This is a genomic window from Paenibacillus aestuarii (genome assembly GCF_027789125.1).
Taxonomy (GTDB): domain Bacteria; phylum Bacillota; class Bacilli; order Paenibacillales; family NBRC-103111; genus Paenibacillus_E; species Paenibacillus_E aestuarii.
Genome location: NZ_JAQFVF010000048.1, coordinates 1 through 19,130, shown reverse-complemented (window position 1 = coordinate 19,130; position 19,130 = coordinate 1). Strand labels below are relative to the sequence as shown.

19 protein-coding genes and 1 other annotated feature are annotated in these 19,130 nt (G+C 50.7%); of the genes, 4 read left to right on the top strand and 15 right to left on the bottom strand.

Annotated features, from left to right (window positions below; all coding sequences use genetic code 11):
- Positions 1 to 135: 135 nt before the first annotated feature.
- A complete protein-coding gene (locus O9139_RS20080; RefSeq protein ID WP_270881250.1) occupies positions 136 to 447 on the bottom strand; it encodes a hypothetical protein in 312 nt (103 codons plus the stop codon).
- A 169-nt stretch (positions 448 to 616) separates the two neighbouring features.
- Between O9139_RS20080 and O9139_RS20075 the strand changes: the two genes are divergently transcribed.
- On the top strand, positions 617 to 1,450 hold the full coding sequence (locus O9139_RS20075; RefSeq protein ID WP_270881249.1) for a polysaccharide deacetylase family protein: 834 nt from the start codon (positions 617 to 619) through the stop codon (positions 1,448 to 1,450).
- Positions 1,451 to 1,494: 44 nt separating this feature from the next.
- On the opposite strand, the gene O9139_RS20070 is transcribed toward O9139_RS20075, so the two are convergent.
- The 3 genes from O9139_RS20070 to O9139_RS20060 form a co-directional block, all read right to left on the bottom strand.
- Positions 1,495 to 3,144, bottom strand: coding sequence for a stalk domain-containing protein (locus tag O9139_RS20070; protein WP_270881248.1), 1,650 nt, complete (start codon positions 3,142 to 3,144; stop codon positions 1,495 to 1,497).
- A gap of 78 nt (positions 3,145 to 3,222) precedes the next feature.
- Positions 3,223 to 3,423, bottom strand: coding sequence for a hypothetical protein (locus O9139_RS20065; RefSeq protein ID WP_270881247.1), 201 nt, complete (start codon positions 3,421 to 3,423; stop codon positions 3,223 to 3,225).
- A gap of 2 nt (positions 3,424 to 3,425) precedes the next feature.
- Entirely contained in the window at positions 3,426 to 4,028 is a 603-nt protein-coding gene (locus O9139_RS20060; RefSeq protein WP_270881246.1) for a CPBP family intramembrane glutamic endopeptidase, read from the bottom strand.
- 88 nt (positions 4,029 to 4,116) lie between these two features.
- Here O9139_RS20060 and O9139_RS20055 point away from each other — a divergent pair, with 88 nt between their 5' ends.
- Positions 4,117 to 5,037, top strand: a complete 921-nt coding sequence (locus O9139_RS20055; protein ID WP_270881245.1) for a hypothetical protein — start codon at positions 4,117 to 4,119, stop codon at positions 5,035 to 5,037.
- A 67-nt stretch (positions 5,038 to 5,104) separates the two neighbouring features.
- On the opposite strand, the gene O9139_RS20050 is transcribed toward O9139_RS20055, so the two are convergent.
- Entirely contained in the window at positions 5,105 to 5,428 is a 324-nt protein-coding gene (locus tag O9139_RS20050; protein ID WP_270881244.1) for a rhodanese-like domain-containing protein, read from the bottom strand.
- 208 nt (positions 5,429 to 5,636) lie between these two features.
- Positions 5,637 to 5,865, top strand: a binding site (T-box leader).
- Positions 5,866 to 5,946: 81 nt separating this feature from the next.
- Here O9139_RS20050 and serA point away from each other — a divergent pair.
- Complete coding sequence (gene serA, locus O9139_RS20045; RefSeq protein WP_270881243.1) at positions 5,947 to 7,527, top strand: phosphoglycerate dehydrogenase; 1,581 nt, start codon at positions 5,947 to 5,949, stop codon at positions 7,525 to 7,527.
- A 125-nt stretch (positions 7,528 to 7,652) separates the two neighbouring features.
- Here the strand turns inward: serA and O9139_RS20040 are convergent, their stop codons facing one another.
- The 9 genes from O9139_RS20040 to O9139_RS20000 all read right to left on the bottom strand — a co-directional run bounded on the left by O9139_RS20040 (position 7,653) and on the right by O9139_RS20000 (position 17,301).
- Entirely contained in the window at positions 7,653 to 9,542 is a 1,890-nt protein-coding gene (locus tag O9139_RS20040; RefSeq protein WP_270881242.1) for a sensor histidine kinase, read from the bottom strand.
- Between the two features lies 1 nt (position 9,543).
- The gene (locus O9139_RS20035) at positions 9,544 to 10,257 is read right to left on the bottom strand and encodes a response regulator transcription factor (RefSeq protein ID WP_270881241.1); all 714 of its coding nucleotides are present in this window, start codon (positions 10,255 to 10,257) and stop codon (positions 9,544 to 9,546) included.
- 69 nt (positions 10,258 to 10,326) lie between these two features.
- Complete coding sequence (ccsA, locus tag O9139_RS20030; protein WP_270881240.1) at positions 10,327 to 11,586, bottom strand: cytochrome c biogenesis protein CcsA; 1,260 nt, start codon at positions 11,584 to 11,586, stop codon at positions 10,327 to 10,329.
- On the bottom strand, positions 11,583 to 13,247 hold the full coding sequence (resB, locus tag O9139_RS20025; protein ID WP_270881239.1) for a cytochrome c biogenesis protein ResB: 1,665 nt from the start codon (positions 13,245 to 13,247) through the stop codon (positions 11,583 to 11,585). Before resB ends, ccsA begins: the two co-directional genes overlap by 4 nt.
- A 56-nt stretch (positions 13,248 to 13,303) precedes the next feature.
- Entirely contained in the window at positions 13,304 to 13,840 is a 537-nt protein-coding gene (locus tag O9139_RS20020) for a redoxin domain-containing protein (RefSeq protein ID WP_270881238.1), read from the bottom strand.
- Positions 13,841 to 13,994: 154 nt separating this feature from the next.
- Positions 13,995 to 14,741 (bottom strand): pseudouridine synthase, encoded by a 747-nt coding sequence (locus tag O9139_RS20015; RefSeq protein ID WP_270881237.1) that lies wholly within the window; start codon positions 14,739 to 14,741, stop codon positions 13,995 to 13,997.
- A gap of 210 nt (positions 14,742 to 14,951) precedes the next feature.
- Positions 14,952 to 15,485, bottom strand: a complete 534-nt coding sequence (locus O9139_RS20010; protein WP_270881236.1) for a spore maturation protein — start codon at positions 15,483 to 15,485, stop codon at positions 14,952 to 14,954.
- A 6-nt stretch (positions 15,486 to 15,491) separates the two neighbouring features.
- Positions 15,492 to 16,091: a nucleoside recognition domain-containing protein gene (locus O9139_RS20005; protein ID WP_270881235.1), complete on the bottom strand. Its 600-nt coding sequence runs from the start codon at positions 16,089 to 16,091 to the stop codon at positions 15,492 to 15,494.
- Positions 16,092 to 16,104: 13 nt separating this feature from the next.
- Positions 16,105 to 17,301 carry a D-alanyl-D-alanine carboxypeptidase family protein gene (locus O9139_RS20000; protein WP_270881234.1) on the bottom strand — a complete coding sequence of 399 codons (1,197 nt, stop codon included), beginning with the start codon at positions 17,299 to 17,301 and terminating at the stop codon, positions 16,105 to 16,107.
- Between the two features lie 243 nt (positions 17,302 to 17,544).
- Between O9139_RS20000 and O9139_RS19995 the strand changes: the two genes are divergently transcribed.
- On the top strand, positions 17,545 to 18,840 hold the full coding sequence (locus O9139_RS19995; RefSeq protein ID WP_270881233.1) for an ArsB/NhaD family transporter: 1,296 nt from the start codon (positions 17,545 to 17,547) through the stop codon (positions 18,838 to 18,840).
- Between the two features lie 51 nt (positions 18,841 to 18,891).
- Here O9139_RS19995 and O9139_RS19990 read toward each other — a convergent pair.
- Positions 18,892 to 19,130: hypothetical protein (locus O9139_RS19990; protein WP_270881232.1), on the bottom strand; the 239-nt coding region annotated here is incomplete at its 5' end.

Genomic DNA, 19,130 nt, shown 5'->3' with positions numbered 1-19,130 from the left:
GAAATGGACACGTATTCTTTCGTTTTCACCTATCATGTTAACACTATTTGGCCTTAAATGCACGTGGAAGTTAAGTATAAATAAAAAAAGCACAGCCGGCCGCGTGAGCAGCCTGACTGCGCTTAGGTATGATGGTTATTGGATGGTTGTTGTCGTTTCCTTCGAATCCTTCATGATTTCACTGACAGCAGCCTTAAGCCCAGGGTCTTTGTTGACGATTTTATCAACTTCGTTGAGCCCTCCCGAGCTTGCATTGGAGAAGTTTTTGACTGTCGTATCCTTGAAAGATTTACTAGCGAAATTGTCTCTCGCTTTATCCATAGCCTTGCCCATCGAATCGCTGGACGAACTGAATGCAGACAACATCATGTTCTTGCTTTTGCGATTCAAATAAATGACCGCTGCTGCGCCTGCAATACCACCAAGTAAAAATGCGCCAATTTTCATTTGGTCTCCCTCCATGTCATGTAGTTTGAATCAAGATTAGCTTGTGCGAGAACAGGAGGGGGCATACGCTTCGCGAGCAGGAAAACAAAGGGGACATGAACGCGCGGAATTGTGGTAAAATACTGATAGCTCTGCGGGCGCAGAGCAAGATTGATTGAGGAGACTACATATGAAACAAGCAAGTGCAGTCCTGGTCTGTACAGCCCTACTGATGACCGCATGCAGCGGGCAGAACACCGCGGCACCGATAGCCACGGTCAGCCCGGCGCCGGTTCAAGCTGCGACACCGAGCCCGACACCCGTCCCAATGCCAACGCCGACAGCGACGCCAGCTCCAACACCTACGCCAGCTCCGGAAATCAAAAAGACATATCATATGAACAAAAATTATGATATTGTCCCGAACGATCCGAGCGGCAACAAAAAAGTCGTGCTTCTTACCTTCGATGATGGGCCGAAAGACAAAGAAATGAATACCGCGCTTATTGAAACGTTGAAAAAGCATAACGCGAAAGCAATTTTTTTCATGAACGGCTACCGCATCAAACAAAAGCCTGAGCTTGTGAAATTGGTCCATGACAGCGGCAATCTCATCGGCAACCATGCCTGGGATCACGATAATTTGAAAGATATGACCAATGCCAAGATCGATCAGCAGATCGACGACGTGCAGAAGATCGTCAAGGATATTATTGGTGAAGAGCCGCAATTTTTCCGTCCTCCATTTGGTTCCGGCAATGATTATTTAAAGCAAAAAATTAAAGACAAACATATGCTCTATATGACGTGGTCCAACGGCTCACTTGATTGGGAAATGACCAATGCCAAGAACGATCCGAACAAAGTGGTGGAAAATGTGCTCAAGCAGCTTCACGGCGGAAGTAATATTTTGATGCATGAGCTGCCATGGACCGTTTCCATTCTCGATAAACTTTTGACCACGCTTGAAGAAAAAGGATACTCTTTTGTAGATCCGAACGCCATCGAGCTGGAGATGAGATAAAGCAATAAAGCCCTGCACCATTAAATGGTGCAGGGCTTATTTCATTAATAAGAGATATTCACTGTTCTTGTACTGTCCACATAGCCGACTTTAGCGCCTAACGTTTCGGACAGCAAGCGAACAGGGATCATCGTCGTCTCATGCACGAGCTTCGCCGCTGAATCCGTTGTATGCTCAACGCCATTGACCGCATAAGCATTCCGATTCGTATAGAACACTATCGTTTTATCCTTTTTCTTGTAGATCGCCGCTTTATTCGCATCATCCCACTCAACCGTTGCCCCGAGCGCCGAGGCAAGGTCGCGGATATACAGGTACGATGTCCCATCTTCGATATATGGCGTCTGCTGCATCGGGAATGGGATCATATCCAACAAATACTTCGTGTCATCCAAGCCGAAACTAACGGTGTGACTCCGGTTCAGGCCAAAGTTCTTCATTTGGCTCGTATAAGCAACCGCATCCTGATGCAGCTTCAACACACCTAGGCCATCCTTGGGCTCCGTCCGGAACGTCCACTCCTTCTCGAACGGCATCGTGCTGCCGTCCTTCATCACAGCCGTCAGCTTCACGCTCGCTGTATACGAAGTATCCAGCTGCAGCGGCTTCGCCGGCATGAGAATCACTTCGTTGCTCAGATGGTCGTCTGAGCTTGGATCATTCTGCAGCAGCGGCACATTGCTGCCACTCTCGTCGACCAGCTTGGCGTCGAGCAGATTAACTTTCTGCACGCCCGTTCCGTTCACGCTAGCCATAATCGGGTAGCCGACCGGGTAGTCCGTTCCTGTATGCATGCGAATCGGATCGGGAGTCTCATGACCATCAAACGCAGTTGGAACGTAAAGATCGTTGCTGCTTGGCGAAACCGTCAGCTCCGGACCGCTGTCCGCATAGCCGAACTCTATCACATGGAAGTTGCCCGATTTATAGATGCCGATTTCCACCAGCGAGGGCACCATGAACGGCGAGCGGTGATACGGTGCATCGAACAAGCCGTCGATCGCCTCGACCAGCGATGTCTTCTGGTAGGCGACGTCCTCAAAGCTTGAGCGGTTATAGCCGATGAAAGCGATGCGGTCGGCCAGGGTCTTCCCAATCGCGCCAGGCAAGGACATGTCCTCTTCATGCATGGATACCGGCGTGTAAATCGGATCGATCTTGTTCTGGGACAAGTATTCCGCATGCTTCTGCGCCGCCGTATTCAGCGCGTCGCTGAACGATACCGGAGACAGCCCTAGCTTGGCACGATAATCATTGATCGCGCGCAGCCCATCCTGTTGTTCTTTGTTCGTCTCGGTTGACAGCGTAATGGCATTCGCCGAGACGGTGAACGACCATTCGATATTTACCGGTTCATAACCGTCAAATGTGAATTTGAGGCGCGCTGTGTAGTTGCCAGGCGGCAAATCCGCCGCGGGACGGTATGTGTATTTCACGGATACCGGATCGTAGGTAGCCGCGACCTCGGTATCGTTCAAATAAAAATGATAGCTTGCCGGCGTCTTGCCTTCGCTTAAATTGATGCGTACGCCGATATCCGGGCGCTGCAGTCCAATCGTCCCTTGCGGATAAGAGGCATAGCCGTAAGATAACGCATATGAAGGTTTGGCGGACCAAATCAGGCTTGAACATAATAAAGCGACAATCACGAAACATTTCATTATGGCATTCCATTTTGATAACTGTAAACTCATCCCGTTGCTCCTCCTTATCAAAAAAGAAACTATGAATCTATCATAGCTTCTTCTGCGGAGTTATACAAACTTTAAAGTTCAGGTATAGCGGATTCCCCACACGGTTAAACCGATCACCAGCATAATAAACAACCATAATAAAGTTAAGTAAAAGATTCGTGTCCATTTCCCATATTCCGAAGGATGGACCGCTTTACGCGGCGGCAAATAGGTGTCTTCATCTTCAATAGCCAATTGACTATCTGGTGTTAACCGCGGTGGCTGATCTTGCGCGTTCATGTTTACGATTTATCCTCCTTACCGTAACGTAAAATGCATCCCATCACAAAATCAATAATAAAGTGAGCGATAATCGGCGTCCACAAGCTTCCGGTCTGCACATAAATCCAGCCAAGGCCATAACTGATGCTGAATACCATTCCGGTCATCAGCCAATGCTGCAAATAACGGATATGGATCGCAGCGAATACGATGCTTGTCCAATAAGGCCCCCACCAATATTGCAGCGCGCCGCGAAACAGCACTTCCTCACAAACCGCGACGATGAATGAAATTAAAGCGATATGCCAAACGGCCCGATTGCCGAAAATCATTTCATTGATGCCGCCATCGTCAGAGACCTCTTTGGGCACCCATCTGGAGATCAGCAGGTCGACGGCTAAGACAGCCACAGCATAGACGGAGCCCCACACTGGTATGGCCCAACCACCTTTGATTTCGAATAACGAAAGAATCTTATGATTGCTCTGAAAAAATACGATCACAATGCCGATAATTAGGGTTAGAAGTTGGGTTATGTACAAATTGAGCAGTAAAGTCCGATCGTTCAGGTCACTCGGATCGATTTTGCCGAAGCGAATATTTTTGAAATCGAATTTTTTCATGTATAGCTTCCTCTTTTCCTCACATATTCCCTTTTCTAGCCGATTCACCTATACTATTTTAAGAAAAAGAGAGAATAGGAGCTTGATTATGGATAAACGTCTGACCCGCACGGATTATTTATTTGCCCTCACCTTCATTTTTATGCTGGTTTGCATCCTCGGCGCCTTTTTTTACGGGCTCAAAATTGGCCAGCAGAAAGCGGATGAACGATATGCAAATATGATGAAGGCTAGCAAGCCTGCCACCAAAGATGTAGGTGCCTATGACCAGCAGGTTTTAGTCTCTTATTACCATACCATCTTTTTACCCTTTAGGGAATTTCAGAATAAATGGTTTGAACAGATGAATCAGATCGGTCAAGGCAATTCTACAATCGATGCATCGGCAGCACTCAAGGAGCTGTCCAAAATCGCAGATGACCGATTTACCACCCTACAAGCCAAATCTATGCCTGCATCATCGCCTTTGCTCGTGCAGTCGCATCAAAGCTACCTGAAGAGCCTTAAGCTATTCGCCGACGGCCTGAAGGATCTTCAAAGCAAAGCGAACAGCATGAGCGCCGCGCAGCTGATGATGGCGATCGATAACAATTCCTTCATCCAGGAGGCCAAAACGCAAGCGTTATCCGCGCAGAAAGATTATTTTGAATCCATCGTCGCCTGGAACGAAACCATCGATCACGACCTGGAAGTGTTTGATCCAAACAACAACGCCAATCTGGATCAATGGCGAGCGATGAATGTCAATGTCAAGGACTTGTACATAACGGCCAAATTGCTGAAAAACAAAACCCTCACACCGTACTTTCCACAAGATTTGACCGCTCGTATCGATGAGTTTATTGCTGCGGGCCAATCGCAGAAATTAAATGTCAACGACGTCAATCAGACGATCAATTTGCTGCTCAGCACAGATGCTGTCCGCACCGGGGACTTTGTCAAGGGCAAAGCCAGATTTTACAGCAAAGAGCCGCTGCCGCAGCTGCCGTTTTTCTCTGATGTGAATTAATCAAAAAGCCGGACGCTGCCTGCGTCCGGCTTTTTGATTCCTGCGGCTCGAAAGCCTCATTAGAACATCAGTCGTATTGAAAACCGCGGAGCATACCGATCGCCGCCATGCCTCCCTCTACATTGATGATCCGGTCAAAACCGTTGTCGAGCAAGTATTCAGCAACCCGATAGCTCCGTACCCCATGCGCGCAAACGATGTAAATATCTTTATTTTCTGGCAATTCGCCCATACGCAACGGAACTTGCTGCATAGGAATAAGTGTGGCTTCATCCAGATGATAATATTCCCACTCATAAGGCTCCCTGACGTCCAGGATCATGCTGTCTTTCAACTGTTCCTGCTCCAGTGCCTTCAGGAATTGATTTGGCTGTATGCTGATGACTTCCATCGAAGTCCCCCCTTCCCTGATTTCCCTGATCCAGGGAACCTAATCAATAAGAAGAATAGCGAAAATTGGGCTAAAATTCAAGCCTTTTAGCGCCTCATCTGCATGATGCATACTCACAAAAAAATAAAAATTCATTGTGCAAAAATTCAATCGACATGTATTGACACCTCCCCGAAGCCGTGTTACTCTATTAAAAATTCGATAAAGCAGTGAAGCGATGACGGAGCCAAGCAAGACAGTAGCTTACAGAGAGCCGATGGCAGGTGGAAATCGGCAGCGAACGTTTGCGGAGCACTCCAGAGTTATTGCATTGAAATCAAGTAGATGCAATCGGGTTCGGAACCCGTTATAGTTCCTGGTCGCAAGACCGTTGAGGCTCTCCGTGCGAACGGGTAGCGAATTAGGGTGGTACCACGAAAGCAACTCTCGTCCCTTTAGATAAAGACCGCAGTGTCTGTATCTGGAGGGCTGGGAGTTTTTTTATTTTCAATTGTTCATATTTTAAGGAGGCAATGATGATGTACAAAGTATTAGTATCCGATCCAATCAGCGACATGGGAATTCAAATGCTTTATGATGCAAACGATGTCGAAGTTGTCAAACAGCCTGGACTCTCCGAAGATGAACTGGTAGCCATCATTGGCGAATATGACGCCCTGCTCGTCCGCAGCCAAACGAAAGTTACAGAGAAAATTATGAATGCCGCAAGCAAGCTGAAAGTAATTGGCCGCGCTGGTGTCGGTGTCGACAACATCGACCTCGAAGCTGCAACCAAACGCGGAATCGTCGTCATCAATGCGCCGGATGGCAACACGATCGCGACATGCGAGCTGACCTTTGCCATGATGATGTCCGTAGCACGGATGATTCCGCAGGCGTACAAGAAAACCGTTGGCGGCGAATGGGACCGCAAATTCGTCGGCGTCGAGCTGCGCAACAAAACGCTCGGTATTCTCGGCATGGGCCGTATCGGCAGCGAAGTTGCCAAGCGCGCCAAAGTGTTCGGCATGAACGTGATCGGCTACGACCCGTTCTTGACTGAAGATCGCGCGGAGAAGATCGGTGTGAAGCTTGGCACTGTGAATGAGATCGCGGCGCAAGCGGATTTCATTACGGTGCACACACCGCTGACAGCGGAAACGCGCCACCTTATCGGCAAGCCGCAATTCGAACTGATGAAGAAAGGCATTCGCATCATCAACTGTGCGCGCGGGGGCATCATCGACGAGATGGCTTTGGTGGAAGCCATAGAGCAAGGCATCGTTGCTGGAGCAGCGTTCGACGTGTTTGAAGTCGAGCCTCCGCAAAAGGATCATCCGTTCTTGAACAATCCAAAAATTATCGTGACCCCTCACCTTGGCGCATCCACTGTAGAAGCGCAAGAGAATGTGGCGATCGACGTCTCGGAGGAAGTGCTGCATATTTTGCGCAACGAGCCGTTCAAAAATGCCGTGAACATCCCGCCGGTACCTGCTAATGTGCTCAGCAAGCTGCAACCGTACTTCGGCCTTGGCGAGAAGATCGGCAGCATTCTCGGGCAAATCGCGCAAGGTGCTGTTTCTGAAATCGTCGTTGGCTATGCCGGTGATTTGGTTGATGTCGATACGGCTCAACTGACACGTTATATCGTCAAAGGCGTGTTCCAGAACCAGCTGGAAGGCATCAACATCATCAATGCCATGCATGTGGCTAAATCACGCGGTGTGAACATTGTCGTGCAATCCTCGAGCACAGCGAGCAGCTTTACGAACCTCGTGACTGTGACTGTGAAAACGAAGCAAGAGGAAAAAACACTTGCCGGTACGCTGCTGGCCGGCTATGGCGAACGGATCGTCCGCATCGATCAATATCCGGTCGACTTCGCACCGGAAGGCAATCTGCTGCTGATTTCCCACAACGATAAGCCAGGGATTATCGGCCGGGTCGGAACCTTGCTGGGAAGCAACGATGTGAACATCGCCACGATGCAGGTAGGACGTAAAGTCATCGGCGGCTCCGCGATCATGGTGCTGACGATTGATAAATCCGCTCCAACCCTTGTCCTGGAAGACCTCAGCAAGCTGACGGAAATTGTTAATGTCCGTGCTTTAACCGTATAATTCAACCCGGGCAGGAATCAAAGTGTTTCACGAACAACAAGATTTTGCTTGTTATTTCTACAAAAAAGAGGCGTTTGCTGCACAGATTCTGCAGCAAACGCCTCTTTATTTGTCGAAATTGTCTATCAATTCTGTGTTTTTATGACAGAGGGCAATAAGATTTTGAAAGTCGTGCCTTGACCGACCGTACTATAAGCTTTGACACTGCCTTGGTGCGAGTCGATAATATTTTTGACAATCGCCAGCCCCAGTCCGGTTCCTCCGGTGGAACCGCGTGTCCGCGCCTTGTCCGCTTTGTAGAAGCGCTCGAAGATGAACGGCAGGTCGTCGGCGGGAATCCCTTTCCCCTCGTCGATGACCTCGATGCACACGGCCGGCTGGTCCTTGTACGACGACGGCCCTGCTTTTACTGTAATGCCGGCTCCGCTAGCGGTATGCCGGAAGGCGTTGTCGAGCAGGTTCGTCAGCACCTGCTCGAGCCGGTCCTCATCCGCCCGCTGGAGGATGAGGGGCATCTCCGGCAGCTCGACGCTCAGCGCGATGCCGCGCTCTTTGGCCAGCACCGTAAACTTGCGGTGCATGCGGCGCACCAGGGAGTCGACTTCGACCTCCCTGAAGTGCAGCTCGAGATGGCCAGCTTCCATGCGGGCCAGATCGAGCAAGTCACGGACGAGTCGCCCCATGCGGAGCGACTCGTCGTGGATGACCTGCGCCAGCTCCTGCCGCTCCTCCGGCGTGGAGGCGATGTCATCGAGCAGGGCTTCGCTGTAGCCCTGCAGCATGGAGAGCGGCGTGCGCAGCTCGTGCGACACATTGGCGACGAAATCTTTGCGCAGCTTGTCGAGGCGCTCCTCTTCCGTCACATCGCGCAGCACGGCGACGGCCCCGCGCACTTGTTCGCTCGCGTAAAGCGGCGTCATCGCGACGGACCATACACCGTTCTGCACATGCAGCTTGGACGTCGTCTCGCTCGACTCTTCAACCACCGCTTCGAAGAGTGGGATGAGCGGTACCGGAATCGGCTTGTTGTTCGGGTTGCGGTAGCTCGTCAACCCCCAGTCGCCAAGCGATGTATCCGGCTTACGGAAGCGCTCCGTCGCTTCCTCCGACCATTCGATCGTGCTCCATTCCTGCACGATGCGCTCGCCCTGCGGGTTGGTCAGCATGACCGAACCGTCCGCTTCCAGCGTAATGACCGCATCTGTCATACTCCCCAAAATGCTGGACAGGTGCTCTTTTTCCTGGCTTAGCGCCTCTATGCTGTTCTGCATCTTTTCGTTCATATGGTTAAACGTCTTGGCCAGCTCACCGATCTCATCCTTAGAAACAATAGGCACACGCGTGCCATATCGCCCCATCGCGATCAGATCCGCCGCCTTTTTCAACTGCTGCAGCGGCCGGGTAATCCGCGAAAATAAGAAAAACGCGAAAAACGTTGTCATCAAGAATCCGACGATCGAAACGGAGATGAAAAGCTTCAGCATGTACGTCTGCGTTGCTTCCAGTGATTGTAAAGATTGGTAAAGTAGCGTTGCCCCCACAATCACACCCTGCATATTTTTCAACGGAACAGCTACAGCCACATATTCCGCTCCTGAACGAAAGCGTCCGTTCGCCGATAGACTGAGCTGCTTCGTTCGCATCTGACCGGCAAACACTTGCTTCAACTCACCTTCCGTGAACAGATCAGTCGAGTGGAAAGTAAGGATGCTGCTTCCTTCCACCTTGGGCAGCACGGTTTCTTTCATGTTCGTCATGATGACGATCATTCTTGCATCCTGGAACTCGAGCAGCTCATTGGCCAGCTGGTAAAATTGCTCATCAAACATATGCCGCGACGCTTCATCGGAGAAGCGCACCGCCAGCTTTTTTACGTTATCCGTCTGATCTTTCGCTTGAGAAAAATAATTTTCCATGTAATTGACAAGAAAAAAGCCCAGTATGAGCAGTACAACCGCAACCAGGCCAATAATCGTTAACCACAATTTTCCTACAACGCTTCTAAAAATTATCACTTTATTTCGGCACCTCTAACTTATAGCCTACTCCCCATACCGTTGTGATCATCGCTGCCGCATCCGGGGATACTTTGTTCAGCTTCTCACGAAGCCTCTTCACATGGGTATCCACCGTCCGCAAATCACCGAAAAACTCATAATTCCAAACATCCTTCAGCAGCTCTTCACGCGAGAACACTTTGTCCGGAGAGACAGCCAAATAGTGCAGCAGCTCGTACTCTTTCGGCGTCAGGGCCACTTCCTGCCCGCCAGCCGTTACCCGATGCGCATCGTGCTCGATGACGAGATTCGGGAACACGATGTTGTTGCTGGACGTCGACTCCTTGGACAAGTACGCTGTCGCCGACGAGCGGCGAAGAATCGCCTTCACGCGATAAATGACTTCGCGCGGGCTGAACGGCTTCACGACATAATCGTCAGCTCCGACTTCGAAGCCGCTCACGCGGTTCGTCTCTTCGCCCTTGGCCGTCAGCATGATGACCGGCGTAGACTTCACTTGACGCAAGCGAGCGCAAACCTCAATGCCGTCAATACCCGGCAGCATCACATCGAGCAGCACCAGGTCAAAGTCTGTATCCATCGCCATGCGGAGCGCTGTTTCGCCATCTTCCGCTTCCTCAATAATGTAACCTTCTTTTTCCAAATACATGCGAAGCAGGCGGCGAATCCGCTCTTCGTCATCAACCACAAGTATGCTGGCTTTCAATTCCATAACCTGTCACATCCTTTCTTATTCGCTTCCTCGTTGCCTATTCATCTAAGAAGCAGACGAGATGTCAACCTAGACACCCGCGTAGGAATGCAATCCGGCGATAACCAGATTCACCCCGACCAGTGTAAACATTACGACAATAAAGCCGATAACCGACAACCAGGCCGATCTTTTACCTTGCCAGCCTCTGGAAAGGCGTAAATGTAAGAATACAGCATAGAACAACCAAGTAATTAAAGCCCATACTTCTTTGGGATCCCAGCCCCAGAATCGGCCCCACGCTTCCTGCGCCCAGATCATGGCGAAGATGAGCGCGCCCAGCGTGAAGATCGGATACCCAATCGCAATCGCTCTGTAGCTAATTTCATCCAAATCCTCCGGATCCATACCTTTGACGACCGGACCAATTGCAGCGCCCAGCGGTTTGCGGGACACCAGACGAGCCAAGCCGTATAAGATCAAACCGGTAATGACAGACCAGATGACAGTGTTCAGCTTGCGTCCCGCACTAGCGCCTTCCATCCAGGATGGTGCTGTAAAGAGCGGTTCCTTCATGCCGAGAAACGGCTTCATCTCCACCACTTGCATTTCATACGGCTGCACGATCGGCGGCAGCACATACGTTTCGCTCTGCGTAGTCGTTTGCTGTTGACCTTGAGCATCTGTCACGGTCACTTGCTTCGTGAACGTTGCTTTATAACCTGAACCGTTAAACGCAAAAATAGAACCAATAAAGCCGACCAAAATTAAAATAAATAATAATGTAAATTCCAAACCGCGTTGTTCGCGCTTATTTTGCTTCGTGGTACCGTTGTAATCAACAGCTCGGAGCAGATACATAAGTCCGCCGGCAAAACCTACGCCGAAGAAGGCTTCCCCCGTCGCAGCGGTCGTCACGTGAATTTTCAGCCAATAGCTCTGCAAAGCCGGAATGAGGGGCTGTACTTCGCTCGGAAACACGGATGCATAAGCGATGATAATAAAGCCGATCGGCAGAGCAAACACGCCGAGTACAGGCGTCCGGTAAATCAGATACACGATCAGGAACGCGAACATGATCATCATGCCCAGGAAGGTCATGAATTCGTACATATTCGATGTTGGAATATGACCGGCTTCCGCCCAACGGGTAAAGAAGAACGTCACATGACAAGCAAAACCTGCTACAGAGGTTAAGAAGGCGACGAATCCCCAACGTTTCGTATGTGTTTCAGGATCGCGGTTGCTCCATTTTTTGCCAGTGATCGATAAGACAAACAGCAAGAAGGCTAACAAGTATACAAAAAATGCGATGAGGAGAAAGGTACTGCTCACGGAATTGACGTTCACTCTTGCTTGCCACCTTTATCTAATAATTTTGGCGAGATGACGATGTCGTTCTTCGCCAGTGCCGCAGCGACTTCGTTGCGCAAGCCGAACCAGTTCTTGTTCGTGTGCGCTCCCAGCGTAAGCTTGCCGTCATCGATGCGCAGCCATACGCGGCGATGCTGCCAATAGAAGCCCATGATAACCCCGATCATGAAGATAGCCGCCCCGACCCAAATGTAAGGCATCGCTTTATCGACGCGAATATTCAAGTAAGTGGTATATTGGGCGAATTGAACGCCTTCCATGGAACCAACGGCGATATTCAGCTTCTGGGCGATCGCACCGTTGATCTGGTCTTGCGAATACGTTTCTTTATCAATCTGGCGCGGGAAATACATATACGGCTCTCCGGAAGCCGCTAAATTCGGTCCTGTAATGCTAAAAATAAAAGCAGGCGCTTTCGGTTCGTTGGACTTGGAAATCGGCTGCCTTTTATCGTCCAAGCCGAAATCTGGGAAATACCCTTTCAGCTTCAACTTGTAAGGTCCAACAACGTATTCATCCTTCGGATTGTTCATCGGCAGCTCGAAACTGCCGAACGACTCTCCGGTTTGCGGATTGCTTAACGTCGGTTTCACAGAGATCAGCATCGGCGATGCCTTGTAATCGAATTGATACGCCAGAAGCCCTTTGTAATCGAGCGGATGATTCACCAGGATGTTCGCTCTGTGCACTTCTTCCAGCACCGGATCGGTTGCGTTTTCATCGCAATTCGCCGTACAGTGATACAAAACGGCTTGCGTTTCGTACGTTTTTGGTACGATCTGTCCCTTATCTTTAATGCTCTCCGGCAAATCCTTGTCTGCATAAAGTTCGAGATTGAACTTTTCGTTCTTAATGTAGTAGGAAGTGTGCGGAATTTGCTTCGTCTCGCCTTCCAGCAGCCCCATATACTGATCCATATGCCAGCCGGGGATACTGCGCATCAAGACGCCGAGTAAAAAGATGATAAGACCGATATGATTGATGTAAGGCCCCCAGCGGCTGAAACGGTACTTCTCGGCGAGCAGCGCCGTTCCGTCGGTATGTACGCGGTAATGCTTCTTGCGGAGCAGCGCAGCCATCTGATTGGTCCACGCTACAGCCTCCGCTTGCTCAGGCAGCGATCCGGTGTAGGTCACTTTTTGCCGGGTCAAAAAGTTCTCGTGCTTGCGGATTTGCTGCTTCGAAAGCGCTTTGTACAGCGGCAGCACCCGGTCGAGACTGCAGATCACGAGCGATGTCCCGATCATAAACAACAGTGTGATGAACCACCAGGAGTTGAACGTATGCGAAAATCCGAGCTTATAGTAAATAGTGCCTAATGTACCGTAATTCTGCTCATAATACTGAGCGGGATCCATATCCAGAAACGTGTTCTCCTGCGGATAAATCGTCCCTACCGCCGAGGCTACCAACGTGACAAGAATGATATATACCGCTATTTTAACCGATGAAAAGAAATTCCAGACTTTGTCCAGAATTGAAGGATTGGATTTCTGTGAACGGCGGGCCATCCCGTCATACCGCATCTCCAGCAAATCGCTGCCGTCATCATCGATCAGCGGCTTACCGCAGGATTCGCATAGCGTTGTTCCTGTCGGATTCTGATGCCCGCAATCACATTTGGTGTTGTGAAACATGTTGTCCTCCCAAGAGCTTTCTTCAAGAAAACTTGCTTCGTCTGCGTGATCTGTTGTTACGATTTTTTCAATGCGGCCAGCTGGCTGTTCGTTTGCTCCATAAACGACTCTGTCATTTGTCCGATTTTCTTCACTTCCACCTTGCCGTCAGGGTTAATAAAGAACGTCGTCGGATAGTCCATAACGCCATACATCTTGCGCACTTCTTCCTTCGCATCCAACAGCACCGGCAGGTTCAAGCTATACTGATCCATAAAGCCTTGAACGGTCACCTTGTTCTTATCAACGTTTACTTCCAGGAAAACGATATCTTTGCCCCATTTGTCATATTGCTTCTGAAGATCAGGCATCTCTTCTTTACACGGAGGGCAGAAGGTTCCCCAGAAATTGACCAGCACCGGCTTGCCTTTGTAATCTGACAATTTGTGCGTCTTGCCATCGAGCCCGACCAGCGAGAAATCCGGCGCTTTGTCACCGACTTGCGGGTATTTTTTACTATCCGAGGCGGACAGATTGGTAATGATGGTAAATACGCCTATGACGAGCACGACGGCGAATATCGCGATCTGTACCCATTTTTTCCTTGCGCCCACGCTTAATCACCTTCGCTTTTTATTCACATTGTACACCATTTCACATGCGTCAATAGAGCGCATTCAACTTTGCCAAAACGACGCTTACGCCCCAATTACGCCTCACTTTTGAAGACGCTCTTATAGATCATTATAACGAAAAGAAGGCCAATTCTTATTGGCCTTTTTGAACTTTATGTGTCGAGAGCGCTGCGTCCTTAAGCTCCTTAATCTCGGAAACTGTCAGATGGCGGAACTTGCCTCGGGGAACGCCTGTCAGGAAGATCGGACCGAATTTGATCCGCTTAAGTTTGATGACAGGAAACGATATCGCTTCGAACATCCGTCTGACTTGTCGATTCCGTCCTTCGTAGATCGTGATCTCGATCACGGTCTCATTCGTATCCGGATTGACATCCGCATACTCGACTTCTGCCGGGGACGTCATGCCGTCCTCCAGTTGCACCCCGCTTCTCAGCTTGTCCAGCAGCGTACCGTGCGGCACACCTTTGACCGTCGCTTGATACGTTTTGGGTACGTGATGCTTCGGATGCGTTAACAAATGAGCAAATTCTCCATCGTTGGTCAACAGGAGAAGGCCTTCTGTATCGTAATCCAAGCGTCCTACCGGATATACGCGCTCCTTGATGCCTGGCAGGAAGTCCGTGACCACTTTGCGGCCCCCTGGGTCAGTCGCGCTGGTAATAACGCCTTTGGGCTTGTTCAAAAGCACATAAATCTTTTGCTGCGAGTTGATGGCCCGTCCATCGACTTTAATCTCGTCTTCCGACGGGTTGACCTTTACCCCTAGCGTCGTGACAACTTCTCCGTTCACTTGCACGCGCCCGGCTGTAATGATCTCTTCGCACTTCCGGCGGGATGCGATGCCCGCTTCGGCTAACACTTTTTGCAGTCTTTCCATGATCCGCTATTCACCTCATGCTAATGATAACGGAGTTACTTGCAAATCACAAGCACTGACGCACAGGAAATCCGGATTGCGACATGAATAATAAGAAAGGATGCTGCTCTAAGCCGGATTGTGCGGATTAGAGAGCATCCTATGAGTGGCGATGGCTGCTGGACGGCGATCCTGAAGGTCATAGGTCCTGAGGTCCTGAGGCCCTGATGTTCACCCAAACACCAAATAACAAATCACAACGGACGCCACAAAGCCCACGAGGTCTGAAATCAAACCGACCTTCAGCGCATAGCCCGCTTTGCGGATGCCTATGGCGCCGAAGTAGACCGTGATGACATACAGCGTCGTGTCCGTGCTTCCTTGCACGGTTGACGCGATGCGACCGATCATCGAATCCGGACCGAACTGCTCGATCAGGTCGGTGGTAAAAGCTAGCGAGCCCGCTCCCGTAATCGGGCGCAAAATCGCCAACGGCAGCACTTCTGTCGGCACGCCGAGCTGTTCGAACAGCGGCCGCAGCCAGCCGAGCACGAAGTCCATCGCGCCGGAGGCGCGGAACACGGAGATGGCGACCATCATGCCGACGAGATGCGGTATTATTTTAATCGCGGTATCGAAGCCATCTTTCGCTCCGTCAACAAAGGACTCATAGACCGGAACCTTGCGGTAGGCTGCATATAAAGGAATGAATACGATCATGACAGGAATGGCCCATGCCGAAATGAGCGAAACGATTTCGTACATGCGTCATCATCCTTTCAAAGGTGGAATCGTTGAGCGCGACCTGCGATACCATCGATCCACCAGGATAGCCGCAGCCGTTGAGATGGCCGTCGCAATCAGCGTTGTCCCGACGATTTCGGCAGGATTGACGGAGTTGAAGTTCATGCGGATCGCAATCAGCGTCGTCGGGATTAATGTGATGCTGGACGTGTTCAATGCCAAAAGCGTACACATGGCCGGACTCGCTGTGTCTTTGTCCGCATTCAGCTTCTGCAGCTCCTGCATCGCTTTGATTCCCATCGGCGTCGCCGCATTACCGAGCCCCAGAATGTTAGCGCTCATGTTCGACATAATGTAGCCAAGTGCGGGATGGTTATTGGGAACACTTGGAAAAAGAAAGCGTACGAAAGGGCGCAGCAGAACCGCCAGCTTGCTAAGAATGCCGGCATCCTCCGCGATACGCATCATACCCAGCCAAAAGACCAGCACACTGATCAGTCCGAAGCAGACGGTGACACCGCTCTTGGCGCCGTCGAAGGCCGCTTGCGTAACCGCCTCGACATTCCCATTCCAAGCCGCGACACCAAACCCGACCACGATAAAAAACAACCATATCCAATTCACCATGCGGTTCAGCCTCCTAATCGATCCATTCGGGCTCCGAGAAAGTAAACAGCTCCTGCACCAACAGCCTGCAAATAAACACATACTTGGTAAACAGCGTTTCCTGATAAGGCAAGCCTGGCTTAAAACTGAAAGCCGATTGTTCATCATCTTTCATGCGCGTACTCGTCTTATCGTAAAGCGGCACCGTCTCAATCAGCTTCTGATTCATATAAAAATGCAGCAGGCCCCTCTCGCCAAGCCGATAATCGGTGGTTGCCGGATCGGTTAATGTGACCTTTTTGCTCAGCAGACCCGCCTCCCCTTCGGCAAGCGGATAGGAGACGGTATGTCCCACTACCCAAGGGCTGCCTTCTGTGGCATCGCCTTTCGTGGCAATCGTCTGTAACGGGTAATAGTTGAACCCGTACTGCAGCAGCCGCGCATGATCCGCCCAGTCATTCGAGTCATTCAATGTCACGACGGCAAGCTGCTGGCCGTTACGGGTCGCCGAAGACACGAGACAGCGCTTCGCCAGCTTCGTGTAACCCGTTTTTACACCGTCAGCGCCGTCGAACATCGAAAGCATTTTATTCTTATTCAGCCACGTATAATCCCAGGCTTCATTGGGATTGGGCACCTTTTTCACCTTCGTGCTGACGATTTGCTTGAAGATTGGATTTTTCAAAGCATACGCCGTCAATTTGGCCATATCATTCGCGCTGGATCTGTGGCCCTCCCCTTCGTCCAACCCGGATGGATTTGTAAAATGGGAATTCGCCATGCCGAGCATCTTCGCCTTCTCATTCATCAGATAGACGAAACCTTCTACACTCCCTCCGACATGCTCGGCGATGGCCGTAGCCGCATCGTTGCCGGATCGTAGCATGAGGCCGTAAAGCATATCTTCCAGACGCATCTCCTCACCCAGCTTCAAATAAATGGAAGATCCTTCCTTGCCAAAAGCGGTTTTGCTCACCTTCACTTTATCGTTCAGTTTGCCATTTTCGATGGCTACGATGGCCGTCATGATTTTGGTCAAACTGGCGATCCGCATCGGCACATCACCTTTCGTGCTATACAAGATGCGTCCGGACTCCACATCAATTAACGCAGCACCGACGGCATTCGTACTGATTCCCGGCGGAGCCGCTTCCGCTTGTCCCCATGGCGACACTAAGCCTGCGAGCAGCAGCATGATTGACAGGATCATGTGCAAAAGCTTTTTCCTCATCGTTATCCCCCTACGCGAAAAAACTTGAAGTTGAACTGCGTATACCTGCCCAAAACTTTGTACAAGTATATGCTTTTCCACCGTAGTTAGACCTCTTGTCCGTTATTTACAAAACCCGCCCCACCTGCTATGATGTACTGGAATTGCATATGGAGATCACCGGAGGAGCCTGCCAACGCGGGCTCCTTTTTGCATTTTTTTGGATTTCCGAGGCAAAATACAACCATTCAAGGGGGATTCGCAATGCTGACATGGATTGCTCTTATCATTTTTTTAGTCACCTATGCGCTCATTATTTCGGAGAAAGTAAACCGCGCCGTCATTGCGCTTCTAGGCGCAGCAGTCATGATTGTTGCGGGGATCTTGGATGTGCATAAAGCGCTGCTGCAGTACATCGAATGGGAAACGATCACTTTGCTGATCGGCATGATGATTCTAGTTGGCATCACCAATCAGACCGGCGTGTTCCAGTTTGTCGCCATTCGTGCTGCGAAAAAGGTGAAAGGCGAGCCGCGGCGCATTCTGCTCATTCTTTCCTTGCTGACTGCCGTTGGCTCTGCTCTGCTGGACAATGTGACGACGGTACTGCTTGTCGTCCCTGTGACCTTCGCGATCACGCGCGTGTTGAGCGTCAATCCAGTGCCATACTTGATCGCGGAGATCATCGCCTCCAACATTGGGGGGACAGCTACACTCATAGGGGACCCGCCGAATATAATGATCGGCTCGGCGAATCCGCATTTGACTTTCAATGCGTTTCTCATCCATTTGGCGCCGATAGCGGTCTTGATTATGGCAGTGACGCTATTCATTTTGTATGGGATATATAAAAATCAGCTGAAACCGAACCCAGAGCTGCAAGCGAAGCTCATGGCGATGGACGAAAAGTCGTTCATTCAAGATCCGCGGCTGATGAAAAAGGCTTTAATCATTTTAACGTTGACACTGCTCGGCTTCATGCTGCATTCGCTGATTCACGTGGAAGCGGCGGTTGTTGCGATAACCGGTGCTGTATTGCTGATGTTATGGGGATTGAATGAGCATCAGGTGGAGGAGGCTTTTGCCTCAGTGGAATGGGTCACGATCTTCTTCTTTGCCGGCTTGTTCAGCCTGGTCGGAGGATTGCAAGAGGTTGGCCTGATCAAAAGCCTGGCGATGAAAGTGTTAGACATCACGGAGGGAAATATCGGACTCGCTTCGGTTCTCATCTTGTGGGGATCCGGAATCGCTTCCGCGACCATCGACAATATTCCTTTTGTCGCCACGATGATCCCGCTGATCAAAGATATGGCGGCTGGTCTCGGCCTGGCCCCTGATTCGCTGGAAGTGAACACACTCTGGTGGTCACTTGCGCTGGGTGCCTGCCTGGGCGGCAACGGAACGATCATTGGCGCTTCGGCCAATGTGATCGTTGCCGGGCTGGCGGCGAAGGAAGGAAGAGGCTTCAGCTACCTCGAGTTCCTCAAAATCGGCGCGCCGATTACGCTCGTTTCGCTGGCGCTCGCTCAGGCGTATGTGTATGTGCGGTATTTGATGTAGACGTGTATATGTAAAAACGCGTTACGCACGCGCATGGGGCACTTGCGCTGCTTAACTGCAGCCTGCGCGATTCATGAGCAGGCTGCTGTCGGGTTTTACCCACTTGCAGCTGCCCGCTCTCCTCCCAAGCACCCTGCAGTCCGATTTCGCCCAATTGCAGCTGCCGACTCTCCTCCCGAGCACCCTGCAGTCCGGTTTTGCCCAATTACAGCTGCCGACTCTCCTCCCGAGCACCCTGCCTGTCCGGTTTTGCCCAATTACAGCTGCCGACTCTCCTCCCGAGCACCCTG